We start from the raw sequence: 23,077 nt of genomic DNA on the forward strand, positions 1-23,077 counted from the left end.
TTACTGTACCGCCCCAGAGCCCAAACGCCGCCATGGATCGGATCTCACGCCCGATGCGTCCCCTCCTCCTGCTGTTCCTCAGCCTGGCCTTGAGCTTTCCCGCCTCTGCGACTATCAGCGAGAGCCACGGCTACGCCCAGTTCGGGACACTCAAGTACCCTGCCAGCTTCAGTCATTTTGACTGGGTCAACCCCGATGCGCCCAAAGGTGGCACGTTGCGCATCATGGCGTCCGGTACTTTTGATACGCTCAATCCCTACACACTCAAGGGCAGCAGCCCGATCTCGACCGCGCATTTCCTGCAGTACGGCGCCAATGAGCTGAATGAACCCTTGATGGTCGGCACAGGCGCTTACGATCCTTCCGGCGATGAGCCAGCCTCCAGTTACGGCCTGATCGCCAAAAGCGTCGAGTACAGCGAAGATCGCAGCTGGGTGGTGTTCAATCTGCGGCCGGAAGCGCGCTTTCACGATGGCAAGCCGATCACTGCCTATGACGTAGCCTTCTCCTATCGCCTGCTGCGCAATGACGGCCATCCGCAGTACCGCACCAACCTGCAGGAAGTGAAGCGCGTCGATATCCTCGGTCGTCACCGCATCCGCTTCGTCTTCAAGCGCGCCGGCAATCCGCTGCTGATCCTGCGCCTGGGCGAACTGCCGGTGCTGCCGCAGCACTACTGGAAAGATCGCGATTTCAAAAGCACGACATTCGAAGCCCCGCTGGGCAGCGGCCCGTATCGCATCGTCCAGGTCGTGCCTGGCCGGCGCCTGGTGTTCGAGCGGGTGAAGGACTGGTGGGGCAAGGATCTGCCGGTCAACCGCGGCAAGTACAACTATGATCGCGTCGAAGTGGAGTTCTACCGCGACAACCATGTCGCCTTCGAGGCCTTCAAGGCCGGCGAATTCGACTTCTACATCGAGAACCAGGCAAAGAACTGGAGCAACGGCTACCGCTTTCCAGCCGTGACTCGCGGCGACGTGATTCGCGCCGAGATACCGCACCAGATCCCGACTCAGACCCAAGCACTGTTCATGAACACGCGTCGCGAGCTGTTCAACGATCGCAGGGTGCGCGAAGCGTTGGGGCTGATGTTCGATTTTGAATGGACCAATCGCACACTGTTCAACAATGCCTACGTACGCGCCGCCAGTTACTACCCCAACAGCGAATTCTCGGCCACCGGCAAGCCCGAAGGTGCAGAGTGGTTGCTGCTGTCGCCGCATCGCGACAAGCTGCCCGCGCGCCTGCTCACCGAGCCACTGACACAACCGGTAACCGATGGCCGCGGTATCCCCCGGGAAACCTTGCGCCGCGCCCTCGGTCTATTGGCCGACGCCGGCTGGAAGCCCTCCGGCCAGGAGTTGCGTAATGCTCGCGGTCAACGCCTCGAGTTCGAGATCATGCTGGTCAACCCCAGCCTCGAACGCATTCTCCAGCCCTATACTGCCAACCTAGCCAGTATCGGCATACGCGCCAACCTGCGCACTGTCGATCGCGCCCAGTACAAGCAACGCCTTGACCAGTTCGACTACGACATGATCCTGCTGACCCTGCCGCAAACCCTCAGCCCAGGCCTGGAACAATCGCTGTACTTCCATTCCAGCCAGGTGAACATCAAGGGCGGCAAGAACTATGCAGGCGTCAACGATCCGGTGGTCGACGAGATGATCGACAAGCTGCTTTCGGCGCAGACTCGAGACGAACAGGTAGCCGCCACGCGGGCCCTGGACCGAGTCCTGCTCTGGCAGCACTACAGCATTCCCAACTGGTACATCAATTATCACCGCCTGGCGTACCGCAATCGGTTCGCCTTCGTCACCACGCCGCCCTACACACTGGGCCTGCGCACCTGGTGGCTGAAGCCCACGGAGAACGCTCGATGACCCACCCGCTGCGCAGTTTCCTGCTTCACGGTAGCAGCCTCATTCTGCTCGGCCTGGCCGGCCTTGCCTTCGCCGCCCCCAAACACGCCGTCACCCTCTACGACGAGCCGCCCAAATATCCCGCCAACTTCACGCACTTCGAATACACCAATCCCGACGCGCCCAAGGGCGGCACCTTTCGCGAAGCGGGTTTCGGTGGCTTCGACAGCCTCAACCCCTTCATCAGCAAAGGCGTGGCCGCCGACGAGATCAACCTGATCTACGACACCCTTGCCGTGCAGAGCATGGACGAGCCGTTCACCGCCTACGGATTGGTGGCGGAAAAGATCGAGAAGGCACCTGACAACGCCTGGGTGCGCTTTCTGCTGCGCAAGGAAGCGCGCTTTCACGACGGCACGCCGATCACCGCCGAAGACGTCAAGTTCACCTTCGATACGCTGATGGAAAAAGGCGCGCCGATGTACCGCGGCTACTACGCCGATGTCGAGCAGGTGGAAGTGGAATCGCCGCACAGCGTGCGCTTCGTGTTCAAGCACGCCGGCAACCGCGAGCTGCCGCTGATCGTCGGCCAATTGCCGGTGCTACCCAAGCACTGGTGGGCCGAGCGCGACTTCGCCAAGAGCAATCTCGAGGTACCGCTGGGCAGCGGCCCGTACAAGGTCGGCCGCGTCCAGGCCGGCCGCAGCATCCGCTACGAGCGTGTTGACGACTGGTGGGCCAAGGATCTGCCCGTGAGCCGCGGCTTCTACAACTTCGACACCATCCAGATCGACTACTATCGCGACAACACCGTGGCCCTGGAGGCGCTGAAGGCCGGCCAGTTCGACTACTGGCTGGAAACCAGCGCGAAGAACTGGGCCACGGCCTACAACACCCCGGCGGTTGCCAACGGCCAGCTGATCAAGGAAGAAATCCAGAACCGCAACCCCACCGGCATGCAGGGTTTCATCTTCAACACCCGCCGTCCGCAGTTCCAGGATCGCCGCGTACGTGAGGCGCTGGGCCTGCTGTACGACTTCGAATGGGCCAACAAACGCCTGTTCAACGGCGCCTATTCCCGCACCCGCAGCTATTTCGACAATTCCGAACTGGGCTCGCAGGGGCTGCCCGGTGAAGACGAACTGGCGATTCTAGAACCGCTGCGCGGCAAGATTCCGGCCGAAGTGTTCAGCGAGGAATTCCGTGTACCGGTCACCGACGGCAGCGGCATCATTCGCGAGCAACAGCGCCGCGCCTATCAACTGCTGCAACAGGCCGGCTGGCGTATCGAAGGTGATCGCATGCTCGATGCCAATGGTCGGCCGGTCAGCTTCGAGTTCCTTCTCGCACAAACCGAGTTCGAGCGCGTGCTGCTGCCATTCAAGCGCAATCTGGCCGACCTTGGCATGGATCTGGTGATTCGCCGCGTCGACGTTTCGCAGTACATCAACCGCCTGCGCTCGCGTGACTTCGACATGATCGTCAGCGGCTTCGGCCAGTCCAACTCGCCGGGCAATGAGCAACGCGAATACTGGCACTCCTCCAGCGCCGACAATCCCGGTAGCCGCAATTTCATCGGGCTCAAGGACCCGGCCATCGACCAGATCGTCGAAGGTCTGATCAACGCCGACTCGCGGCAGAACCTGATCGCCCATACCCGCGCCCTCGATCGCGTGCTGCTGTGGGGCTATTACGTGATCCCCAACTGGCACATCAAGACCTGGCGTGTCGCCTACTGGAACCGTTTCGAACACCCGAAGGTGACGCCACTCTACGATATCGGCCTGCACACCTGGTGGGTGCGCCCAGGCCTGGAGCAGCCGAGCGACGTTCAGCAGCAAGCCGCAGAACAAGCGACCGAAGAGGCGAAGCAATAACATGCTGGCCTATATCTTTCGCCGCCTGCTGCTGATCATCCCGACCCTGTTCGGCATTCTGGTCATCAACTTCATCATCATCCAGGCCGCACCCGGCGGCCCGGTCGAACAGATGATCGCCAAGCTGGAAGGTTTCGATGCGGCTGCCGGCGGCGCCACGGGGCGCATCGGCGGCGGTGGCGCCGAAGTGTCGGTGGCCGGCTCCAACTACCGCGGCGCCCAGGGCCTCGATCCACAGCTGATCGCCGAGATCGAGAAAATGTACGGTTTCGACAAGTCGGCGCCGGAACGTTTCTGGATCATGCTCAAGAATTACGCGCAGCTGGACTTCGGCTCCAGCTTCTTCCGTGACGCCCAGGTCATCGACCTGATCATCGAGAAGATGCCGGTGTCGATCTCGCTCGGTCTGTGGAGCACCCTGATCATGTATCTGGTGTCCATACCGCTGGGCATCGCCAAGGCCACCCGCCACGGCAGCGCCTTCGACGTCTGGACCAGTTCGGCGATCATCGTCGGCTACGCCATCCCGGCCTTCCTCTTCGCCATCCTGCTGATCGTGCTGTTCGCCGGTGGCAGCTACTGGGACTGGTTCCCGCTACGCGGCCTGACCTCGAACAACTTCGAGCAGCTCAGCCTCGGCGGCAAGATTCTCGACTACCTCTGGCACCTGGTGCTGCCGGTTACCGCTCTGGTCATCGGTAACTTCGCCACCCTGACCCTGCTGACCAAGAACAGTTTTCTCGACGAGATCAACAAACAGTACGTGGTGACCGCCCGCGCCAAGGGCCTGACCAACCATCGCGTGCTCTACGGCCACGTATTCCGTAACGCCATGCTGCTGATCATCGCCGGCTTCCCCGCCGCCTTCATCGGCATCTTCTTCACCGGCTCCCTATTGATCGAGGTGATCTTCTCGCTAGACGGCCTCGGCCTGATGAGCTTCGAGGCGGCGATCAACCGCGACTATCCGGTGGTGTTCGGCACCCTGTTCATCTTCACCTTGCTGGGGCTGATCGTGAAATTGATCGGTGACATCACCTACACCCTGGTCGATCCGCGTATCGACTTCGAAAGCCGGGAGGGTTGAGCATGAAACTCTCCCCTCTCAACCGACGCCGCTTCGACCGTTTCAAGGCGCACAAGCGCGGCTGGTGGTCGCTGTGGCTGTTTCTCATCCTGTTTGGCCTGAGCCTGGGCGCCGAGCTGATCGCCAACGACAAGCCATTGGCCGTGCGGTATGACGGCGAGTGGTATTTCCCGGTGCTCAAGCGCTACCCGGAAACCGTGTTTGGCGGCGAATTCCCGCTGCAGGCCAACTACAAGAGCCCCTACATTCAGGACCTGATCGCGGAAAAGGACGGCAAGATGATCTGGCCGCCGATCCCGTTCAGCTATTCGAGCATCAACTACGACCTGGAAGTACCTGCCCCCGCGCCGCCCTCGGCGCAGAACTGGCTGGGCACCGACGATCAGGGCCGCGACGTCCTGGCGCGGGTGATTTACGGCTTCAGGATCTCGGTACTGTTTGCCCTGATCCTGACCCTGGCCAGCTCGGTGATCGGCGTGATCGCCGGTGCGCTGCAGGGCTTCTATGGCGGCTGGGTCGACCTGCTTGGCCAACGCTTTCTGGAAATCTGGTCGGGCCTGCCGGTGCTCTATCTGCTGATCATCCTCGCCAGCTTTGTGCAGCCGAACTTCTGGTGGCTGCTGGGCATCATGCTGCTGTTCTCCTGGATGAGCCTGGTCGACGTGGTGCGCGCCGAATTCCTGCGTGGCCGCAACCTCGAGTACGTGCGCGCGGCGCGGGCGCTGGGCATGGAGAACGGCGCCATCATGTTCCGCCATATTCTGCCCAACGCCATGGTTTCGACCATGACCTTCATGCCCTTCATTCTCACCGGTGCGATCGGCACGCTTACCGCCCTGGACTTCCTGGGCTTCGGCCTGCCGCCTGGCGCGCCGTCGCTCGGCGAGCTGGTCGCCCAGGGCAAGAGCAACCTGCAGGCCCCGTGGCTCGGCATCAGTGCCTTCGCCGTGCTGGCGATCATGCTGAGCCTGCTGGTCTTCATCGGCGAAGCCGCCCGCGATGCCTTCGACCCGAGGAAATGACATGAGCCAGAACGAAACCCTGCTGCAAGTGCGCGATCTGGCCGTCGAGTTCGTCATGGGCGATCAATGCCAGCGCGTGGTCGAGAACGTCAGTTTCGATATACACAAGGGCGAAACCCTGGCCCTGGTTGGCGAGAGCGGCTCGGGCAAGTCAGTGACGGCGCACTCGATCCTGCGTCTACTACCCTACCCGCTCGCACGGCATCCGCATGGCAGCATCGAATACGCTGGCGAGGACCTGCTCAAGCTTGGCGAAGGCCGCTTGCGCGGCATTCGCGGCAACCGCATCGCCATGGTTTTCCAGGAGCCCATGACCTCGCTCAACCCGCTGCATTGCATCGAGAAGCAGATCAACGAAGTGCTTGCACTGCACAAGGGTCTGCGCGGTAAGGCCGCTAGTGCGCGTACGCTGGAGCTGCTCGAGCTGGTCGGCATCCCCGAACCGAAGAAGCGTCTGAAGGCCTACCCGCACGAGCTATCCGGTGGTCAGCGGCAGCGTGTGATGATTGCCATGGCCCTGGCTAACGAGCCACAACTGCTGATCGCCGACGAGCCGACCACCGCCCTGGACGTCACCGTGCAACTGAAAATCCTCGAACTGCTCAAGGATCTGCAGGCGCGCCTGGGCATGTCACTGCTGCTGATCAGCCATGATCTCAATCTGGTTCGCAGAATTGCCCATCGCGTATGTGTCATGCAGCGCGGTCGCATCGTCGAACAGGCGTCGTGTGAAGAATTGTTCCAGGCTCCGCAGCATCCCTACACCCAGGAACTGCTCGGCGCCGAGCCCAGCGGCGACCCTGCGGCCAACCCTGCGGGCGAGCCGCTGCTGGAAGTGGACGACCTGCGCGTATGGTTCCCGATCAAGAAGGGCCTGCTGCGCCGGACGGTGGATCATGTCAAAGCGGTGGACGGCATCAACTTCAGCCTGCCTCAGGGCCAGACCCTGGGCATCGTCGGCGAAAGTGGTTCCGGTAAATCCACGCTGGGCATGGCCATTCTGCGGCTGCTCGCCAGTCGCGGTGATATCCGCTTCCAGGGCCAGCAGTTGCAGGGCCTCAGCCAGCAGGAAGTACGTCCGCTGCGCCGGCAGATGCAAGTGGTGTTTCAGGACCCCTTCGGCAGCCTGAGCCCACGCATGTCGGTGAGCCAGATCGTCGGTGAAGGTCTGCGCATTCACGGTATGGGCAACGAGGCGGAACAGGAACAAGCCATCATCGACGCGCTTTTGGAGGTAGGGCTGGACCCGCAGACGCGGCATCGCTACCCCCACGAGTTTTCTGGCGGGCAACGGCAGCGGATTGCCATTGCCCGGGCACTGGTGTTGAAACCAGCGCTGATCCTGCTGGACGAGCCCACTTCGGCGCTCGACCGTACGGTGCAGCGTCAGGTGGTGGAGTTGTTGCGCGGCTTGCAGGCCAAGTACAACCTGACCTATCTGTTTATCAGCCATGACCTGGCGGTAGTCAGAGCGCTGAGCCACCAGTTGATGGTGGTCAAGCAGGGCCAGGTGGTCGAACAAGGGTCTGCAGAGTCGATCTTCAGTGCACCGCAACACCCTTATACGCAGCAGTTGCTGGAAGCCGCTTTTCTGGCCCCGGCAACGGCTCACTGATCCTTGAAACAGGAAGAGGAATAGCACAATGGGTTTTCTAACCGGTAAGCGCGTACTCATCGTTGGCGTCGCCAGCAAACTGTCCATCGCCTCGGGTATCGCTGCTGCCATGCACCGCGAAGGTGCCGAGCTGGCCTTCACCTACCAGAACGAGAAGCTCAAGGGCCGCGTAGAGGACTTCGCTGCCGGCTGGGGCTCCAGCGCTGACCTGTGCTTCCCTTGCGATGTGGCCAACGACGAGGAAATCGCCTCGGTATTCGAAGCGCTGAGCAAGAAGTGGGATGGCCTGGACTGCATCGTCCACTCGGTTGGCTTCGCCCCGGGCGACCAACTCAATGGCGACTTCACCGACGTCACCACCCGTGAAGGTTTCAAGATCGCCCACGACATCAGCGCCTACAGCTTCGTCGCCCTGGCCAAGGCCGGTCGCGAGATGATGAAAGGCCGCAACGGCAGCCTGCTCACCCTCTCCTACCTGGGCGCCGAGCGCACCATGCCCAATTACAACGTCATGGGCATGGCCAAGGCCAGCCTGGAAGCCGGTGTACGCTACCTGGCCGGTAGCCTCGGCCCGGAAGGCACCCGCGTCAACGCCATCTCTGCCGGCCCGATCCGTACCCTGGCCGCCAGCGGTATCGCCAGCTTCCGCAAGATGCTGGCCGCCAACGAGAAGCAGACCCCGCTGCGTCGCAACGTGACCATCGAGGAAGTCGGTAACGCCGGTGCCTTCCTCTGCTCCGACCTGGCCTCGGGCGTCAGCGGTGAAATCATGTACGTCGACGGCGGCTTCAACACCACCGCCATGGGTGCCATGGAAGACTGATTTCGGCAGTGGACCGAGCATCGACTGGACCACCAGCATCGATGCCCCCCTGCTGAACGGCACGAAAACGCCGCAGATCCCCTTGGGACTGCGGCGTTTTTTCGTCAGGACGCCAGCAAACCTTGCAGAGGCTGGGTGCGCCGAGCCGCGTTCTGATGTCACATTTCATTAAAGCCCGGCACGCATCAACACTGATGCGGTCCTAGATGGGAGGCCTGGAACCGAGAAGGGTAAATGATCCAGACAAGCACCTGGCGAGCCTGCCTGATTACCGCGCTATGCAGCGTCGCGGCTGGCTGCGCATTACCGCCACTGGATGGCCGTAGCGAAAGCCTGGCCTTCACCCAGGCCGAAACGGCCGACACCACACTGGGGCAAGCTCTGGGTAGCGAGCGGGACGCTCATCCCGGCTTGTCCGGCATCCTTACGCTGGCAGCGGCCAGGGACGCCTTCGCCGCGCGCATGCTGATGGTCGAAGCGGCCGAGCGCAGTCTCGACGTGCAGTACTACATCTGGCGCAATGACGTCACTGGCACCCTGTTACTCGACGCCCTGCTCAGAGCGGCAGAGCGCGGCGTACGCGTCCGCCTGCTGCTGGACGACAACGGCATTGCCGGTCTCGACCAGACACTCAGCACACTCGATCAACACCCCAACATCGAAGTACGTCTGTTCAACCCCTTCTCCCTGCGCAAAGCCAAGATGCTGGGTTATCTGACGCATTTCTCCCGCGCCAACCGGCGCATGCACAACAAGTCGCTCACCGTCGACAACCAGGCCACCATCATTGGCGGGCGCAATATTGGCGACGAGTACTTCGATGCCAGTGAGGGCGTACTTTTCGCCGACCTCGACGTGCTGGCAATCGGCCCAGTGGTGGCCGATACCTCGGACGATTTTGATCGTTACTGGGCCAGTGATTCGAGCTATCCGCTGGAGCTGATCGTGCCGCGCAGCCAGAACACCCCATTGCGCCTACACGATATCGCTGCGGATCTTTCCAATACACCTGCAGCCAGCGGCTACGTGAAAGCCCTGCAGGAAAGCGACTTCATTGCACGCCTGCTGGACAAGGATCTGAGCTTTGAATGGAGCGAGACCACGCTAGTTAGTGACGATCCCGCCAAAGGCCTTGGCACAGCCAGTGATAGCGAACTATTGATCAGCGACCTGAAAGACATGCTCGACACTCCCACATCTCGGGTCGATCTCGTCTCACCCTACTTCGTCCCCACGCAAGCCGGCGTCGACCTCTTCACCGGCATGGTACGACGCGGCATAGAGGTGCGTATTCTCACCAATGCGCTGGAAGCAACCGACGTGACGCCCGTGCACGCCGGCTACGCCAAGCGCCGTCGCGCCCTGCTGGAAGGTGGCGTCAAACTCTATGAAATGCGCCTGGGTGCCGTCGATGAGGGCCCCCGGGAAAAAGCCGGACCGTTTGGCAGCTCCGGCTCGAGCCTGCACGCGAAGACCTTCGCTTTGGATGGCCAGCGCATCTTCATCGGCTCGTTCAACTTCGATCCACGCTCCGCCCGCCTCAACACGGAGATGGGCTTCATCATCGAAAGCCCGGCACTGGCTGCCGCCATCGGCCAGGCATTCGAAACCGATATTCCGGCAAATGCCTATGAGCTGGGGCTAAGCGAGAACGGCGGGCTCTACTGGCTTGAGCGCCAGAATGGCGAGCAACGTCGACTCGACAGCGAGCCCGGTACGGGGCTGCTCAAAAACCTGGGCGTACGCCTGCTTTCCTGGCTGCCCATCGAATGGTTGTTATGACCTCAAAATGAAAGAGCCCCGCACTTGGCGGGGCTCTTTCTTAGCGAACAACGATCAGAAACGCTCGATGTCGGCCTTGGCTTCCAGCTGCTTACGCAGTGCAGCGAAGTCCTGCTGACCTGCGCGCGATGCGAGGAAGTTGCGGTACATGGCAAGCTCTTCGTCAGCCAGCGCTTCTTCCGGCACATTCACGCCATCGAGACGCAGCACAACGTAGTCACCATTGTTCAGTGTCACGCCGGCGAAGGTCGGCTCGCCCGCCTTGGCTGGCTTGGGCATACGGAACAGCGCTTGCAGCACCTTCGGCTCAACGCCGTCCTGGCTGCGCGTGGCGGCTTCCTGAACCTGCCAGCCAGCATCGGCAGCGTCACCTGCCTCGGCAGCGGCCAGTTGCTTCTCGCCCTCAGCCTTGGCGGCAGCGGCGGCACGCTCCTGCTGCAGATGAGCGCGGATGCTCTCTGCGACCTGCTCAAGCGGCAACTGTTCGGGCTTGTTGTGCTCTTTGACGCGCACGACAACCACGGTGCTTGGGTCCAGTTCGATGGTCGAGCTGTTGGTGCCATCTTCCAGAACTTCAGGGCTGAATGCAGCCTGCAGTACCTGACGGTTGGCAGTGATACCAGTTGCACCACCCTCACGGCCGAAGGCTTCGCTGGTCTTGACCTCAAGCCCCAGCTCCTGAGCCGGCTGCACCAGATCCGACGCTTCGAACGCAGCATCTTCCAACTGCTTGGTTGCCTCGACGAAGCGCTGCTCGACCTGTTGCGCCTTGAAGTCACGCGCCAGCTTGTCCTTGAGGCTGTCGAAGCTCGGCACTTCAGGCGCCTGAACACCCAACAGCTTGATCAGGTGCCAACCGAACTCGCTCTTGACCGGCTCGGAGACCTGCCCTTGCTGCAGCGCATAGAGCGCCTCTTCGAAGGCCGGGTCGTAAACGCCAGGACCGGCGTACCCCAGATCACCGCCATCGGCAGCCGATCCTGGGTCTTGCGAGAACTCCTTGGCCAGGGCAGCGAAATCTTCGCCAGCGTCTACACGCGCCTTGATCTCTTCGATCTTGGTGCGCGCGGCCTGGTCATCGCCCTCGATAAGGATGTGCGCAGCCTGACGCTGCTCAGCCAGGTTGGCGATCTCGCTCTCGTACAGCGGCTGCAGATCTTCATCGCTGACTTCGACCTGATCGAAGAAGCTGTCCTTGTGCAGTTCGACGTACTCCAGCACCACTTGCTCTGGGCTCATGAACTCGCTGGCATGCTCGTCGTAATAGGCTTTGACGTCGTCATCGCTCAGGTTGATCGCGGTACTATCGGCCTTGATGACGAGGCTGGCGAAGTCGCGGGTCTGGCGCTCTAGATTGGCGAACGCACGCGCCTCCTGCTCAGTGACGAAGCTACTGGCGCCTAGACCGGCACGCAGTTGCCCAATCAGCATTTCCTCTTCCAGCATCTGGCGGAACTGCAGACGGGTGTAGCCCATCTGGCGAATGACCTGATCGAAGCGCGCAGCATCGAAGCGGCCATCTACCTGAAATTCGGGAGTTTGCAGAATGACCTGATCCAGCGACCCCTGCGAGAAGGCGAAGTGGGAATCGTCCGCTGCTTGCAACAACAGCTTGCGCTCGATCAAACCCTTGAGCGAAGCCTCACGCAGCAACTTGTCATCGAGCAGCGAGGCATCGAAATCGCGACCCAATTGCTGCAGCAGTTGGCGACGCTGCATTTCAACGGCCTGGTTGAGCTCGCTGAGGGTAATGGTGTCTCCGTTCACGTCAGCCGCATTGTTGCGATTGCTGGCTCCCGTGACGATAGCTTCGAAACCGGTAAACGCCATCAGCATCACAATGAGGCCGATGATGATTTTGGCAATCCAACCGCGTGAATTGTCCCTGATGTTTTGCAGCATGCTTCCCCCAGAACGACTGTACAGAGTCACCAGCCGCGCAGTGTGGGTAATGTCCAGATAGAAGAAAGGCGCATCCTTGGATGCGCCTTCTCGTAACGCGTTAAGCAGTCAGAGCAAGAGTCTTGGAATACCTGCGCTGCTCCCTAACAGCCGCCAGATGAAGCCTGACGGCGAGGCAAACCCGGAAGACGCTTAGTTGACGGCGTCTTTCAGAGCCTTGCCAGCTTTGAAGCCTGGGATCTTGGCAGCAGCGATGCTGATCGGCTTGCCGGTCTGCGGGTTGCGACCAGTGCGAGCAGCGCGCTCTTTGACAGCGAAGGTGCCGAAGCCAACCAGAACAACGGAGTCACCAGCCTTCAGAGCGCCAGTGACGGATTCAATCACTGCATCCAGCGCGCGGCCAGCAACAGCTTTCGGGATATCAGCAGATGCAGCGATGGCATCGATCAGTTCCGACTTGTTCACTCTAAGTCCCCTTATTTCTGTTTAGTTTGTTTCTTGATTTTTAGTGTAAGCAAAGCGGGTGCTGGATGGCCTGCTGACACAATAAGAGCCGCTTTATAACAAGGGCTCAAAAATTGTGTCAAGGAAGCCCCCCGGCTAATGCGTGCTAATTCGCTCCTTGGAATCAGACTCGCGCTTGTCATCCGTTGCAACCATCTCGGGAGCCGCATCGGGCAAGGGCTCCGGGGCGTATTGCAGCGCAATTTGCAGGACCTCGTCAATCCATTTAACCGGTTTAATCTGCAGGTCTTGCTTAATATTTTCCGGAATTTCCTTCAGATCACGCACATTTTCTTCGGGAATGATCACAGTCTTGATCCCACCCCGATGAGCTGCCAGAAGTTTTTCCTTGAGACCACCGATGGCCAACACCTGACCACGCAAGGTGATTTCTCCGGTCATGGCCACGTCCGCCCGCACCGGAATCTGCGTCAATGCCGAGACCAGGGCCGTGCACAGACCAATGCCCGCACTCGGGCCATCCTTGGGTGTCGCACCTTCCGGCATATGGATGTGAACGTCGCGCTTCTCGTTGAAATCAGCTGCGATCCCCAGGCTTTTCGCACGACTGCGAACCACCGTCATGGCCGCCGTCATGGACTCTGCCATGACATCGCCCAACGAGCCGGTCTTGATCAAAACGCCCTTACCAGGCACTACCGCCGTCTCGATGGTGAGCAGCTCGCCGCCCACCTGCGTCCACGCCAAACCCGTTACCTGACCAATCTGATCCTGCTGTTCGGCGAGGCCGTAACGATGCTTGCGTACCCCCAGGAAATGTTCCAGGGAGTCAGCGCTGACCGTGACCTGAAAACGCTTCTCGCGCACATGTTCTTTGACAACCTTGCGGCAGACCTTGGCAATCTGCCGTTCCAGACTGCGCACACCAGCTTCACGCGTGTAGTAACGAATGATGTCGCGAATCGCCGATTCTTCAATTTCCAGCTCGCCCTTCTTCAGACCATTGGCCTGTATCTGCTTGGGCGCCAGGTATTTGATGGCAATGTTGACCTTCTCGTCCTCGGTGTAACCCGGCAGCCGAATGACTTCCATCCGGTCCAGCAACGGCCCAGGGATATTCATCGAGTTGGCGGTGCAGAGGAACATCACGTCCGACAGGTCGTAATCGACCTCCAGATAATGATCGTTGAAATTGTGGTTCTGCTCCGGATCGAGCACCTCGAGCAGCGCAGAGGCAGGATCGCCGCGCATGTCCTGGCCCATCTTGTCGATTTCATCGAGCAGGAACAGCGGGTTGCGCACACCCACCTTGGTCATCTTCTGAATCAGACGCCCCGGCATCGAGCCGATATAGGTGCGACGGTGGCCACGAATCTCGGCCTCGTCACGTACACCGCCCAAGGCCATGCGCACGAACTTGCGATTGGTGGCGGTGGCAATGGACTCGGCCAATGAGGTTTTGCCCACACCAGGCGGGCCTACCAGGCACAGCACCGGCCCCTTGAGTTTCTTCACCCGTTTCTGCACGGCAAGGTACTCAAGGATGCGTTCCTTGACCTCTTCCAGACCGTAATGGTCGGCATCGAGGATGCTCTCAGCACGCGCCAGATCCAGGCGCACCTTGCTCTCGGCCTTCCACGGCACGTTCACCAGCCAATCGATGTAGGAGCGCACCACGGTGGCTTCGGCAGACATCGGCGACATCTGCTTGAGCTTGTTCAGCTCGGCATTGGCCTTGGCCAGCGCTTCCTTGGTCAGGCCGGCATTGTCGATGCGTTTCTTAAGCTCATCGATCTCGTTGTGGCCTTCATCGATGTCGCCCAGTTCTTTCTGAATGGCCTTCATCTGCTCATTCAGGTAGTACTCGCGCTGGCTGCGCTCCATCTGCTTCTTCACGCGGCCACGAATACGCTTCTCGACCTGCAGCAGGTCGATCTCGGCATCCAGCAGCGCCAGCACATGCTCGACGCGTGCGGACAGCGAGGTGATCTCGAGGATTTCCTGCTTCTGCTCGATCTTCAGCGCCATGTGCGCGGCCATGGTATCGACCAGGCGGCTGGGCTCATCGATGCTGTTGAGCGAGGACAGCACTTCGGCCGGGACCTTCTTGCCCAGCTGCACGTATTGCTCGAACTGACTGAGCAGACTACGAGTAAAAACCTCGGACTCGCGCTCGGCGGTCTCGCCCTCCTCGATCAGTTGCACTTCGGCGCGGCAATGATCATCGAGCTCGATGAAACGCTCGATGGAACCACGCTGCTCACCCTCGACCAGCACCTTGACGGTGCCGTCGGGCAACTTGAGCAGTTGCAGGACGGTGGCAACGGTGCCTACGCGATACAGATCCTGATCATCCGGATCATCGACGGCCGGATTCTTCTGGGCCACCAGAAGAATCTGCTTGTCGCCCGTCATCGCTGCCTCGAGGGCCTCGATGGATTTCTCACGCCCGACGAAAAGCGGGATGACCATGTGCGGATAGACCACTACATCGCGCAATGGCAGGAGAGGCAATTCGATGGTTGTCTTCATGATTTCGGCTCAGCGGCGGCCATAAGGCCGTAAACAGGCGGGATTACCCTTGGCTTTTAAGATGGGGGTAGCTCCCATAAAAAACAAGCGCAATGTCCAGAAAAGCGAAGGGGCCCGAGGGGCCCCTTCTTTGCATCGTGTGACAGCCGTCAGGCGTCTGGCGCGGCCTTCGCCGGCGGCTCGCTGTTCTCGTAGATCAACAGCGGCTTGGAGGTGCCTTCGATGACGCTCTCGTCGATCACCACCTTGCTCACGTCCTGCTGGGACGGGATCTCGTACATGGTGTCGAGCAGAATGCCCTCGAGGATAGAACGCAGGCCACGTGCACCGGTCTTGCGTTCCAGCGCCTTCTGCGCCACGGATTTCAGCGCATCGGAGCGGAACTCCAGATCCACGCCTTCCATCTCGAACAGCTTGGCGTACTGCTTGGTCAACGCGTTCTTCGGCTCGGTGAGGATCTGCACCAGAGCTGCTTCGTCCAGCTCTTCCAGGGTCGCAATCACCGGCAGGCGACCGACGAACTCGGGAATCAGGCCGAACTTGACCAGATCGTCCGGCTCGACTTCGCGCAGCGACTCGCCGATCTTCTTGCCTTCCTGCTTGCTGCGCACTTCCGCACCGAAACCGATGCCGCCCTTGGTGGAGCGCGCCTGGATGACTTTCTCCAGACCGGCGAATGCACCGCCACAGATGAACAGGATGTTGCGCGTGTCGACCTGCAGGAATTCCTGCTGCGGATGCTTGCGCCCGCCTTGCGGCGGAACCGAGGCAACAGTGCCCTCGATCAGTTTCAGCAGCGCCTGCTGCACGCCCTCACCCGACACGTCGCGAGTAATCGACGGGTTATCGGACTTGCGCGAGATCTTGTCGATTTCGTCGATGTAGACGATGCCCATCTGGGCCTTCTCGACATCGTAATCGCACTTCTGCAGCAGCTTCTGAATGATGTTCTCGACGTCCTCACCGACATAACCGGCTTCGGTAAGGGTGGTGGCGTCAGCGATGGTGAACGGCACGTTGAGCAGACGCGCCAGCGTTTCCGCCAGCAGTGTCTTGCCGGAACCGGTCGGACCGATCAGCAGAATGTTGCTCTTGCCCAGCTCGACATCATCTTTCTTGTCGCGCTGATTAAGACGCTTGTAGTGGTTGTATACCGCTACCGACAGCACTTTCTTGGCGCGCTCCTGACCAATCACATACTGATCGAGGATGCCGCTGATTTCCTTGGGTGCCGGGAGTTTGTGCGCGCTGCTCTCGGCCTGTGCTTCCTGCACCTCCTCGCGGATGATGTCATTGCACAGGTCGACGCATTCGTCGCAGATGAAGACGGAAGGACCGGCGATCAACTTGCGCACTTCATGCTGGCTTTTGCCGCAGAAGGAGCAATAAAGCAGTTTGCCGTTGTCCTCACCGTTACGGGTATCAGTCATTCGATCAATCCAATACGGTAGGCTTGAAACACAAGATGAAGGCAAATGCGGGCATTTTCAAGGGCGCAGGTCGCGTCATTGAAGGGTGCCCGCAGACGGAGCCTTATCTAGACCGGCATTTGACGCTTTTCGTGTACGGCATCTACAAGACCGTATTCCATGGCACGCGAAGCGCTCATGAAGTTGTCGCGGTTGGTATCACGCTCGATGATTTCCAGACTCTGACCAGTGTGATGCGCCAGCAGCTCGTTCAAGCGCTCACGGATAAAGAGGATTTCCTTGGCATGGATCTCGATGTCCGAGGCCTGCCCCTGGAAGCCACCCAGTGGCTGGTGAATCATCACGCGCGAGTTCGGTAGGCAGAAACGCTTGCCCTTGGCGCCGCCAGCCAGCAGGAATGCCCCCATGCTGCAGGCTTGGCCGATGCAGGTGGTGGACACGTCCGCCTTGATGAACTGCATGGTGTCATAGATCGCCATACCTGCAGTCACCGAGCCACCCGGCGAGTTGATGTACAGGTGAATGTCCTTGTCCGGATTCTCTGCCTCCAGAAACAGCAGCTGGGCGCAGATCAGGTTGGCCATGTAGTCCTCGACCTGACCAACCAGGAAGATCACGCGCTCCTTGAGCAGACGCGAATAGATGTCGTAGGCACGCTCGCCACGAGCGGACTGCTCGATGACCATCGGCACCAGGCCGCCAGCGGCCTGAATTTCAGGCATGTTTTGCATAAAAGGATTGCGGGACATGTCTTGCGCTCACTCTCTAATAGTCATGTCTCAAATACGCATAAGCCAGCACGGAGGCTGGCTTATGGTGGTGTACTCGAACGAGGTTACCAGATCAGTCGGCTTTAGGAGCTTCCGCCGGCTTGACTGCGTCTTCGTAGGAAACCGCTTTATCGGTCACGTTGGCCTTCTGCAGAACAGTATCTACAACTTGCTCTTCCAGTACAACCGAACGCACTTCGTTCATTTGCTGGTCGTTCTTGTAGTACCAGGCAACGACCTGCTCAGGCTCTTGGTAAGCCGAGGCCATTTCTTCGATCAGTTCGCGTACGCGGGCTTCGTCCGGCTTCAGGTCGAACTGCTTGACCACTTCAGCAACGATCAGGCCCAGCACGACACGGCGCTTGGCTTGCTCTTCGAACAGTTCGGCCGGCAGTTGATCTGGCTTGATGTTGCCACCGAATTGCTGAACGGCCTGCACGCGCAGACGATTCACTTCATTACCAATCAGCGCTTTCGGCACTTCGACCGGGTTGGCAGCCAGCAGGCCATCCATTACCTGGTTCTTGACCTTGGATTTGATGGCCTGACGCAGCTCGCGCTCCATGTTCTTGCGAACTTCGGCACGGAAACCTTCCAGACCACCTTCCTTGATACCGAACAGGGCGAAGAACTCATCGTTCAGCTCAGGCAGTTGCGGAGCAGAGACGCTGTTCACGGTGACAGTGAACTCGGCGGTTTTGCCGGCCAGATCGAGGTTCTGGTAGTCCTCTGGGAAAGTCGGGTTGATCACGCGCTCTTCACCAGCCTTGGCACCAACCAGGGCGTCTTCGAAGCCCGGAATCATGCGACCGGAGCCCAGCACCAGCTGGGTGCCCTTGGCGCTACCGCCAGCGAAGGCTTCGCCGTCGATCTTACCAACGAAGTCGATGTTCAGCTGATCGCCATTCTCGGCAGCACGCTCAACAGTTTCGAAACGGGTGTTCTGCTTGCGCAGGATGTCGAGCATGTTGTCGACGTCGCTGTCAGCCACATCAGCTTCGAGACGCTCAATGGCGATGCTGTCGAAGCCGGAAACCTGAAACTCAGGGAACACTTCGAAAGTAGCGACATATTCCAGATCCTTGCCCTTCTCAAAGGACTTCGGCTCGACAGCCGGAGCACCGGCCGGGTTCAGCTTCTGCTCGACCACGGCTTCGTAGAAGGTAGCCTGGATCAGGTCGCCCAGCGCTTCCTGACGAGCAGCGTCTTCGTAACGCTGACGAATCACGCTCATCGGCACCTTGCCAGGACGGAAGCCAGGAACCTTGGCACGACGGGCAGTCTGTTGCAGACGCTTGTTGACTTCAGTCTCGATGCGCTCGACGGGTACGCCGACGGTCATGCGACGCTCAAGAGCAGAAGTGCTTTCAACAGAAACTTGCATGGATATTCCTCGTTGCACAGACAAAAGCCGGCTAGAACCGGCCCCGAATTCAAGGCCAAGCATTCTAGAGGGTCAATAGTAAGAAGTCACCCTAGAAGCAGGCGTGAATGCGGGAGGATTTGTAAGATGGTGCGGACGGAGAGACTCGAACTCTCACACCTTGCGGCGCCAGAACCTAAATCTGGTGTGTCTACCAATTCCACCACGTCCGCGTGGCTTTGCAGCTTAAAACAAAAACGCCAGGCTTTTGGCCTGGCGCTTTGGAATATGGGGTGGACGATGGGAATCGAACCCACGACACCAGGAGCCACAATCCTGTGCTCTACCAACTGAGCTACGCCCACCATATTGCATTTGCTTACTCTTGCCTGACCGCCAAATGGCGCACCCGGCAGGACTCGAACCTGCGACCATCCGCTTAGAAGGCGGATGCTCTATCCAGCTGAGCTACGGGCACTTATCCATCCGCTAGCGCAGACTTACAAGCTTTTGGCTCCAACCTCACCACCAGGGCTTGGCTCTTGCCGCCTCACCCAGCGAGTGGCTGTTCCTGAGAAGCGGGGCGAATGTTATAGACGCCTCCCAACCTCGTCAACAGAAATTTTCAAAAAAATTCAGCGATTTAAAGGAGTTACGCGAAAACGACGGCAGGCGCCTTTGCCCGGGTGAGCGCCCATGCGAGAATGCGCGTCCTTTTTTCATCCTTATTAATGGTTAACCAGCGCAATGACCGCACAACTGATCGACGGCAAGGCGATCGCCGCCAGCCTCCGCCAGCAGATTGCCCAACGTGTCGCCGAACGCCGCCAGCAAGGCCTTCGTGCGCCAGGCCTGGCCGTGATCCTGGTCGGCACCGATCCTGCCTCCCAGGTCTATGTGTCACATAAACGCAAGGATTGCGAAGAAGTCGGTTTCCTCTCCCGTGCCTATGACCTGCCGGCAGAGACCAGCCAGGCCGATCTGCTCGCGCTGATCGACGAGCTCAATGAAGACCCGACCATCGACGGCATCCTGGTACAGCTGCCGCTGCCGGAGAATCTCGACTCGTCGCTGCTGCTCGAACGCATTCGTCCAGACAAGGATGTGGACGGCTTCCATCCCTACAACATTGGCCGTTTGGCACAGCGCATGCCGCTGCTGCGCCCCTGCACCCCGAAAGGCATCATGACCCTGCTGGAAAGCACCGGGGCCGATCTGTACGGCATGCATGCGGTGGTGGTCGGTGCGTCTAATATCGTCGGCCGACCAATGGCCATGGAATTGCTGCTGGCCGGTTGCACCGTGACCGTCACCCACCGCTTCACCAAGGATCTGGCCGGCCATGTCGGCCAGGCAGATATCGTCGTGGTCGCTGCCGGCAAGCCGGGACTGGTCAAGGGTGAGTGGATCAAGCCAGGCGCCATCGTCATCGACGTTGGCATCAACCGCCAGGAAGACGGCAAGCTGGTTGGCGACGTGACCTTTGATGCTGCCCTGCCCCGCGCCGGCTGGATCACACCAGTTCCAGGCGGTGTTGGCCCAATGACTCGCGCCGGGCTGTTGGAGAACACCCTGCACGCGGCCGAACATCTGCATAAGTAAGCAGCGCTGCATAACGAACAACGGCACCCGAGGGTGCCGTTGTCGTTTCTGCCACTTGGATCAGTTGCGCGCCTGCTCCCAGGACTTGAGCAACTCGTCGTAGGCGATGGTTTCGCCTTTGGGCTTCTCGTTGGCCAGCTTGGGCTTCGGTGCACCCGGCTGGTCGAACCAGTACTGCGGATCACGCGGCTCGTTCAGCTTCGGCCCGCACTCGCCCAGCACACCGGAGCGCTCCAGACGACCGAGCATGGTGTCTTGCGCAGCCGCCAGGCCATCGAGCGCCTGTTGCGGCGTTTTGTCACCGCTGGCGGCCTCGGCGATGAACTGCCACCAGAGCTGAGCCAGACGCGGATAGTCCGGCACATTGGTGCCGGTCGGCGTCCATTGCACACGTGCCGGACTGCGGTAGAACTCCACCAAGCCACCCAGCTTGGGCGCAACGTCCGTCATCGCCTGCGAGTTGATGTCCGACTCACGAATCGGCGTCAGGCCGACCAGGGTCTTTTTCAGCGAGACGGTTTTGGAGGTGACGAACTGCGCATAGAGCCAGGCGGCCAGGCGCTGCTTCTCCGGCGTGGAGTTGAGGAAGGTCCAGGAGCCGGTGTCCTGATAACCGAGCTTCATGCCCTCCTCCCAATACGGCCCCTTGGGCGACGGCGCCATACGCCATTTCGGCGTGCCATCGTCGTTGACCACCGGTAGGCCCGGCTTGGTCATATCGGCGGTAAAGGCGGTGTACCAGAAGATCTGCTGAGCGATGGCGCCCTGCGCCGGCACCGGGCCGGATTCGGAGAAGGTCATGCCCTGCGCTTCCGGCGGCGCGTACTGGCGCATCCAGTCGACGTACTTCTGCGTGGCGAACACCGCCGCCGGCCCGTTGGTGTCGCCGCCACGGGCGACACTGGAACCTACTGGGCGGCAGCCGTCGACGCGAATGCCCCACTCGTCCACCGGCAGACCGTTGGGCAGACCCTTGTCGCCACCGCCAGCCATGGAGAACCAGGCGTCGGTGAAACGCCAGCCAAGCGACGGGTCTTTCTTGCCGTAGTCCATGTGGCCATAGACGCGTTTACCATCGATCTCCTTGACGTGCTTGGAGAAGAACTCGGCGATGTCCTCGTAGGCTGACCAGTTCACCGGCACGCCCAGCTCGTAGCCGTAGATTTCCTTGAACTTGGCCTTCAGCTCCGGGCGCTCGAACCAGTCGGCGCGGAACCAGTAGAGGTTGGCGAACTGCTGATCAGGTAACTGATAAACCTTGCCGTCCGGCCCGGTGGTGAAGGACAGGCCGATGAAGTCGTCAAGATCGAGAGTCGGCGAGGTAAAATCCTTACCTTCATTGGCCATCATGTCGGTGATCGAGACCGCCTTGCCGTAGCGGAAGTGGGTGCCGATCAGATCCGAGTCATTGACCCAGCCGTCATAGATGTTCTTGCCGGACTGCATTTGCGTCTGCAGTTTCTCGACTACATCGCCTTCCTGCATCAGGTCATGCTTGAGCTTGATGCCGGTGATTTCGCTGAACGCCTTGGCCAGCACCTTGGACTCATACTCGTGAGTGGTTAGGGTTTCCGAAGCGACATTGATGTTCATGCCACGAAACGGCTCGGCAGCCTTGATGAACCATTTCAGCTCTTCGAGCTGTTGCTCCGGCGTCAGTGTCGAGGGATTGAACTCATCTGCTATCCATTTCTTCGCGGCCTCTTCATAGGCATCCGCCCAGGCTGCACCGCTCAAACCGGACAACGCCAGCAAGGCGGCCAACGCCAAGCTATGTCGGGTCTTGTTGTTATTGTCGAACATAGAGACCTCCATCTCAGGATATGGGGAGAGGCATACCGGCGGCAGCCCGGCTCAGCCCCAGCGCATGACTGCGCACAACCACAACAGTGATAGCAGCGACGCTATCCACACGCTCCAGTCGGTCACGCCGATTACCAGCAGGTGCAGGTAGGCGCTGCCGAGCAGACCGATGAACAACCGATCACCACGGGTGGTGGTGATCGGCAGAAAACCCTTGCGCTCGACGCACGGCCAGCGCAGCTCGACCAGCGTCATGCCGGCCAGCAGCACGGCGATGCAACCGAAGAACAGCGCGGTCGGCAGAGTCCAGGCCATCCAGCTCATGATGAACCTCCCTTACACGCGACCGAGGGCGAAGCCCTTGGCCACATGGTTGCGAACGAACCAGATCACCAGCATCCCCGGGATGATGGTCAGCACTCCGGCAGCGGCGAGCACGCCCCAGTCGATACCCGAGGCGGACACGGTACGGGTCATCACCGCCGCGATGGGCTTGGCGTCCACCGAGGTCAGGGTGCGCGCCAGCAGCAACTCGACCCAGGAGAACATGAAGCAGAAGAAGGCGGTGACACCGATACCGGAGCGGATCAGCGGGATGAAGATCTTCACGAAGAATTTCGGGAAGCTGTAACCGTCGATGTAGGCCGTCTCGTCGATTTCCTTGGGCACGCCGGACATGAAGCCTTCGAGGATCCACACCGCCAGCGGCACGTTGAACAGGCAGTGCGCCAATGCCACGGCGATATGGGTGTCGAACAGGCCGATGGACGAGTACAGCTGGAAGAACGGCAGCAGGAATACCGCTGGCGGCGCCATGCGGTTGGTCAACAGCCAGAAGAACAGGTGCTTGTCGCCGAGAAAGCGATAGCGCGAGAAGGCATAGGCCGCCGGCAGCGCCACGCTGAGCGAGATCAGGGTGTTGAGGCTGACGTAATACAGCGAGTTGAGGTAGCCCTCGTACCAACTGCGGTCGGTGAAGATCACCCGGTAGTTGTCCAGAGTGAAATTCTGCGGCCACAGGCTGAGCCCACCGAGAATTTCGGTATTGCTCTTGAACGACATGTTCAGCAGCCAGTAGATCGGCACCAGCAGGAACAGAAAGTAGATCAGCAGTACCAGGCGTTTGCGCAGCGTCATGGTCG

General features: G+C 60.1%; 17 protein-coding genes and 3 tRNA genes. 8 read left to right on the forward strand and 12 right to left on the reverse strand.

What is annotated here, in order from left to right; genetic code table 11:
- Positions 1 to 53: 53 nt before the first annotated feature.
- From CXP40_RS02400 to CXP40_RS02430, 7 genes are all read left to right on the forward strand, one after another.
- Positions 54 to 1,883: an extracellular solute-binding protein gene (locus CXP40_RS02400; protein ID WP_106732424.1), complete on the forward strand. Its 1,830-nt coding sequence runs from the start codon at positions 54 to 56 to the stop codon at positions 1,881 to 1,883.
- Entirely contained in the window at positions 1,880 to 3,739 is a 1,860-nt protein-coding gene (locus tag CXP40_RS02405) for an extracellular solute-binding protein (protein WP_106732425.1), read from the forward strand. The genes CXP40_RS02400 and CXP40_RS02405 overlap by 4 nt, the downstream gene beginning before the upstream one ends.
- Position 3,740: 1 nt before the next feature.
- On the forward strand, positions 3,741 to 4,826 hold the full coding sequence (locus CXP40_RS02410; protein ID WP_003461414.1) for a microcin C ABC transporter permease YejB: 1,086 nt from the start codon (positions 3,741 to 3,743) through the stop codon (positions 4,824 to 4,826).
- Positions 4,827 to 4,828: 2 nt separating this feature from the next.
- Complete coding sequence (locus CXP40_RS02415; RefSeq protein WP_017676728.1) at positions 4,829 to 5,848, forward strand: ABC transporter permease; 1,020 nt, start codon at positions 4,829 to 4,831, stop codon at positions 5,846 to 5,848.
- Between the two features lies 1 nt (position 5,849).
- The gene (locus CXP40_RS02420) at positions 5,850 to 7,463 is read left to right on the forward strand and encodes an ABC transporter ATP-binding protein (RefSeq protein WP_106732426.1); all 1,614 of its coding nucleotides are present in this window, start codon (positions 5,850 to 5,852) and stop codon (positions 7,461 to 7,463) included.
- Between the two features lie 28 nt (positions 7,464 to 7,491).
- On the forward strand, positions 7,492 to 8,286 hold the full coding sequence (gene fabI / locus CXP40_RS02425; RefSeq protein ID WP_099524447.1) for an enoyl-ACP reductase FabI: 795 nt from the start codon (positions 7,492 to 7,494) through the stop codon (positions 8,284 to 8,286).
- Between the two features lie 234 nt (positions 8,287 to 8,520).
- Entirely contained in the window at positions 8,521 to 10,068 is a 1,548-nt protein-coding gene (locus CXP40_RS02430) for a phospholipase D family protein (RefSeq protein WP_106732427.1), read from the forward strand.
- A 54-nt stretch (positions 10,069 to 10,122) separates the two neighbouring features.
- Here the strand turns inward: CXP40_RS02430 and CXP40_RS02435 are convergent, their stop codons facing one another.
- The 9 genes from CXP40_RS02435 to CXP40_RS02475 all read right to left on the reverse strand — a co-directional run bounded on the left by CXP40_RS02435 (position 10,123) and on the right by CXP40_RS02475 (position 19,008).
- Positions 10,123 to 11,970, reverse strand: coding sequence for a SurA N-terminal domain-containing protein (locus CXP40_RS02435; RefSeq protein ID WP_106732428.1), 1,848 nt, complete (start codon positions 11,968 to 11,970; stop codon positions 10,123 to 10,125).
- Positions 11,971 to 12,162: 192 nt separating this feature from the next.
- Entirely contained in the window at positions 12,163 to 12,435 is a 273-nt protein-coding gene (gene hupB, locus CXP40_RS02440; RefSeq protein WP_003239952.1) for a nucleoid-associated protein HU-beta, read from the reverse strand.
- A gap of 135 nt (positions 12,436 to 12,570) precedes the next feature.
- A complete protein-coding gene (lon, locus tag CXP40_RS02445) occupies positions 12,571 to 14,967 on the reverse strand; it encodes an endopeptidase La (protein WP_099524452.1) in 2,397 nt (798 codons plus the stop codon).
- Positions 14,968 to 15,116: 149 nt separating this feature from the next.
- Entirely contained in the window at positions 15,117 to 16,397 is a 1,281-nt protein-coding gene (gene clpX / locus CXP40_RS02450; RefSeq protein WP_099524454.1) for an ATP-dependent Clp protease ATP-binding subunit ClpX, read from the reverse strand.
- Between the two features lie 107 nt (positions 16,398 to 16,504).
- Complete coding sequence (gene clpP, locus CXP40_RS02455; protein WP_106732429.1) at positions 16,505 to 17,146, reverse strand: ATP-dependent Clp endopeptidase proteolytic subunit ClpP; 642 nt, start codon at positions 17,144 to 17,146, stop codon at positions 16,505 to 16,507.
- Positions 17,147 to 17,240: 94 nt separating this feature from the next.
- On the reverse strand, positions 17,241 to 18,551 hold the full coding sequence (tig, locus tag CXP40_RS02460; RefSeq protein WP_106732430.1) for a trigger factor: 1,311 nt from the start codon (positions 18,549 to 18,551) through the stop codon (positions 17,241 to 17,243).
- Between the two features lie 127 nt (positions 18,552 to 18,678).
- Positions 18,679 to 18,763, reverse strand: a tRNA-Leu gene (locus CXP40_RS02465).
- Positions 18,764 to 18,819: 56 nt separating this feature from the next.
- A tRNA-His gene (locus CXP40_RS02470) sits at positions 18,820 to 18,895 on the reverse strand.
- A gap of 36 nt (positions 18,896 to 18,931) precedes the next feature.
- Positions 18,932 to 19,008 (reverse strand) — tRNA-Arg (locus CXP40_RS02475).
- 269 nt (positions 19,009 to 19,277) lie between these two features.
- Here CXP40_RS02475 and folD point away from each other — a divergent pair.
- The gene (folD, locus tag CXP40_RS02480; RefSeq protein ID WP_003459914.1) at positions 19,278 to 20,132 is read left to right on the forward strand and encodes a bifunctional methylenetetrahydrofolate dehydrogenase/methenyltetrahydrofolate cyclohydrolase FolD; all 855 of its coding nucleotides are present in this window, start codon (positions 19,278 to 19,280) and stop codon (positions 20,130 to 20,132) included.
- Positions 20,133 to 20,192: 60 nt separating this feature from the next.
- Here the strand turns inward: folD and CXP40_RS02485 are convergent, their stop codons facing one another.
- Genes CXP40_RS02485 through CXP40_RS02495 form a run of 3 tightly spaced genes read right to left on the reverse strand, consistent with a single transcriptional unit; the run spans position 20,193 to position 23,072 of the window.
- The gene (locus CXP40_RS02485; protein WP_074859244.1) at positions 20,193 to 21,935 is read right to left on the reverse strand and encodes an ABC transporter substrate-binding protein; all 1,743 of its coding nucleotides are present in this window, start codon (positions 21,933 to 21,935) and stop codon (positions 20,193 to 20,195) included.
- A gap of 51 nt (positions 21,936 to 21,986) precedes the next feature.
- Positions 21,987 to 22,259, reverse strand: coding sequence for a DUF2160 domain-containing protein (locus tag CXP40_RS02490; RefSeq protein ID WP_013715271.1), 273 nt, complete (start codon positions 22,257 to 22,259; stop codon positions 21,987 to 21,989).
- A gap of 12 nt (positions 22,260 to 22,271) precedes the next feature.
- Positions 22,272 to 23,072, reverse strand: a complete 801-nt coding sequence (locus CXP40_RS02495) for a carbohydrate ABC transporter permease (RefSeq protein WP_106732431.1) — start codon at positions 23,070 to 23,072, stop codon at positions 22,272 to 22,274.
- Between the last annotated feature and the right edge of the window lie 5 nt (positions 23,073 to 23,077).

The sequence above is a fragment of the Pseudomonas sp. YY-1 genome (genome assembly GCF_002843095.1).
In the GTDB taxonomy this organism is placed as follows: domain Bacteria; phylum Pseudomonadota; class Gammaproteobacteria; order Pseudomonadales; family Pseudomonadaceae; genus Aquipseudomonas; species Aquipseudomonas sediminis_A.

What these genes read in the sequence shown, in the direction of transcription:
- folD (WP_003459914.1), top strand. Translation starts at nt 19,278, where the DNA reads ATGACCGCACAACTGATCGACGGCAAGGCGATCGCCGCCAGCCTCCGC.
- CXP40_RS02495 (WP_106732431.1), bottom strand. Translation starts at nt 23,072, where the DNA reads ATGACGCTGCGCAAACGCCTGGTACTGCTGATCTACTTTCTGTTCCTG.
- CXP40_RS02415 (WP_017676728.1), top strand. Translation starts at nt 4,829, where the DNA reads ATGAAACTCTCCCCTCTCAACCGACGCCGCTTCGACCGTTTCAAGGCG.
- CXP40_RS02410 (WP_003461414.1), top strand. Translation starts at nt 3,741, where the DNA reads ATGCTGGCCTATATCTTTCGCCGCCTGCTGCTGATCATCCCGACCCTG.
- CXP40_RS02400 (WP_106732424.1), top strand. Translation starts at nt 54, where the DNA reads ATGCGTCCCCTCCTCCTGCTGTTCCTCAGCCTGGCCTTGAGCTTTCCC.
- CXP40_RS02485 (WP_074859244.1), bottom strand. Translation starts at nt 21,935, where the DNA reads ATGTTCGACAATAACAACAAGACCCGACATAGCTTGGCGTTGGCCGCC.
- fabI (WP_099524447.1), top strand. Translation starts at nt 7,492, where the DNA reads ATGGGTTTTCTAACCGGTAAGCGCGTACTCATCGTTGGCGTCGCCAGC.
- CXP40_RS02430 (WP_106732427.1), top strand. Translation starts at nt 8,521, where the DNA reads ATGATCCAGACAAGCACCTGGCGAGCCTGCCTGATTACCGCGCTATGC.
- CXP40_RS02405 (WP_106732425.1), top strand. Translation starts at nt 1,880, where the DNA reads ATGACCCACCCGCTGCGCAGTTTCCTGCTTCACGGTAGCAGCCTCATT.
- lon (WP_099524452.1), bottom strand. Translation starts at nt 14,967, where the DNA reads ATGAAGACAACCATCGAATTGCCTCTCCTGCCATTGCGCGATGTAGTG.
- clpP (WP_106732429.1), bottom strand. Translation starts at nt 17,146, where the DNA reads ATGTCCCGCAATCCTTTTATGCAAAACATGCCTGAAATTCAGGCCGCT.
- CXP40_RS02420 (WP_106732426.1), top strand. Translation starts at nt 5,850, where the DNA reads ATGAGCCAGAACGAAACCCTGCTGCAAGTGCGCGATCTGGCCGTCGAG.
- clpX (WP_099524454.1), bottom strand. Translation starts at nt 16,397, where the DNA reads ATGACTGATACCCGTAACGGTGAGGACAACGGCAAACTGCTTTATTGC.
- CXP40_RS02490 (WP_013715271.1), bottom strand. Translation starts at nt 22,259, where the DNA reads ATGAGCTGGATGGCCTGGACTCTGCCGACCGCGCTGTTCTTCGGTTGC.
- CXP40_RS02435 (WP_106732428.1), bottom strand. Translation starts at nt 11,970, where the DNA reads ATGCTGCAAAACATCAGGGACAATTCACGCGGTTGGATTGCCAAAATC.
- tig (WP_106732430.1), bottom strand. Translation starts at nt 18,551, where the DNA reads ATGCAAGTTTCTGTTGAAAGCACTTCTGCTCTTGAGCGTCGCATGACC.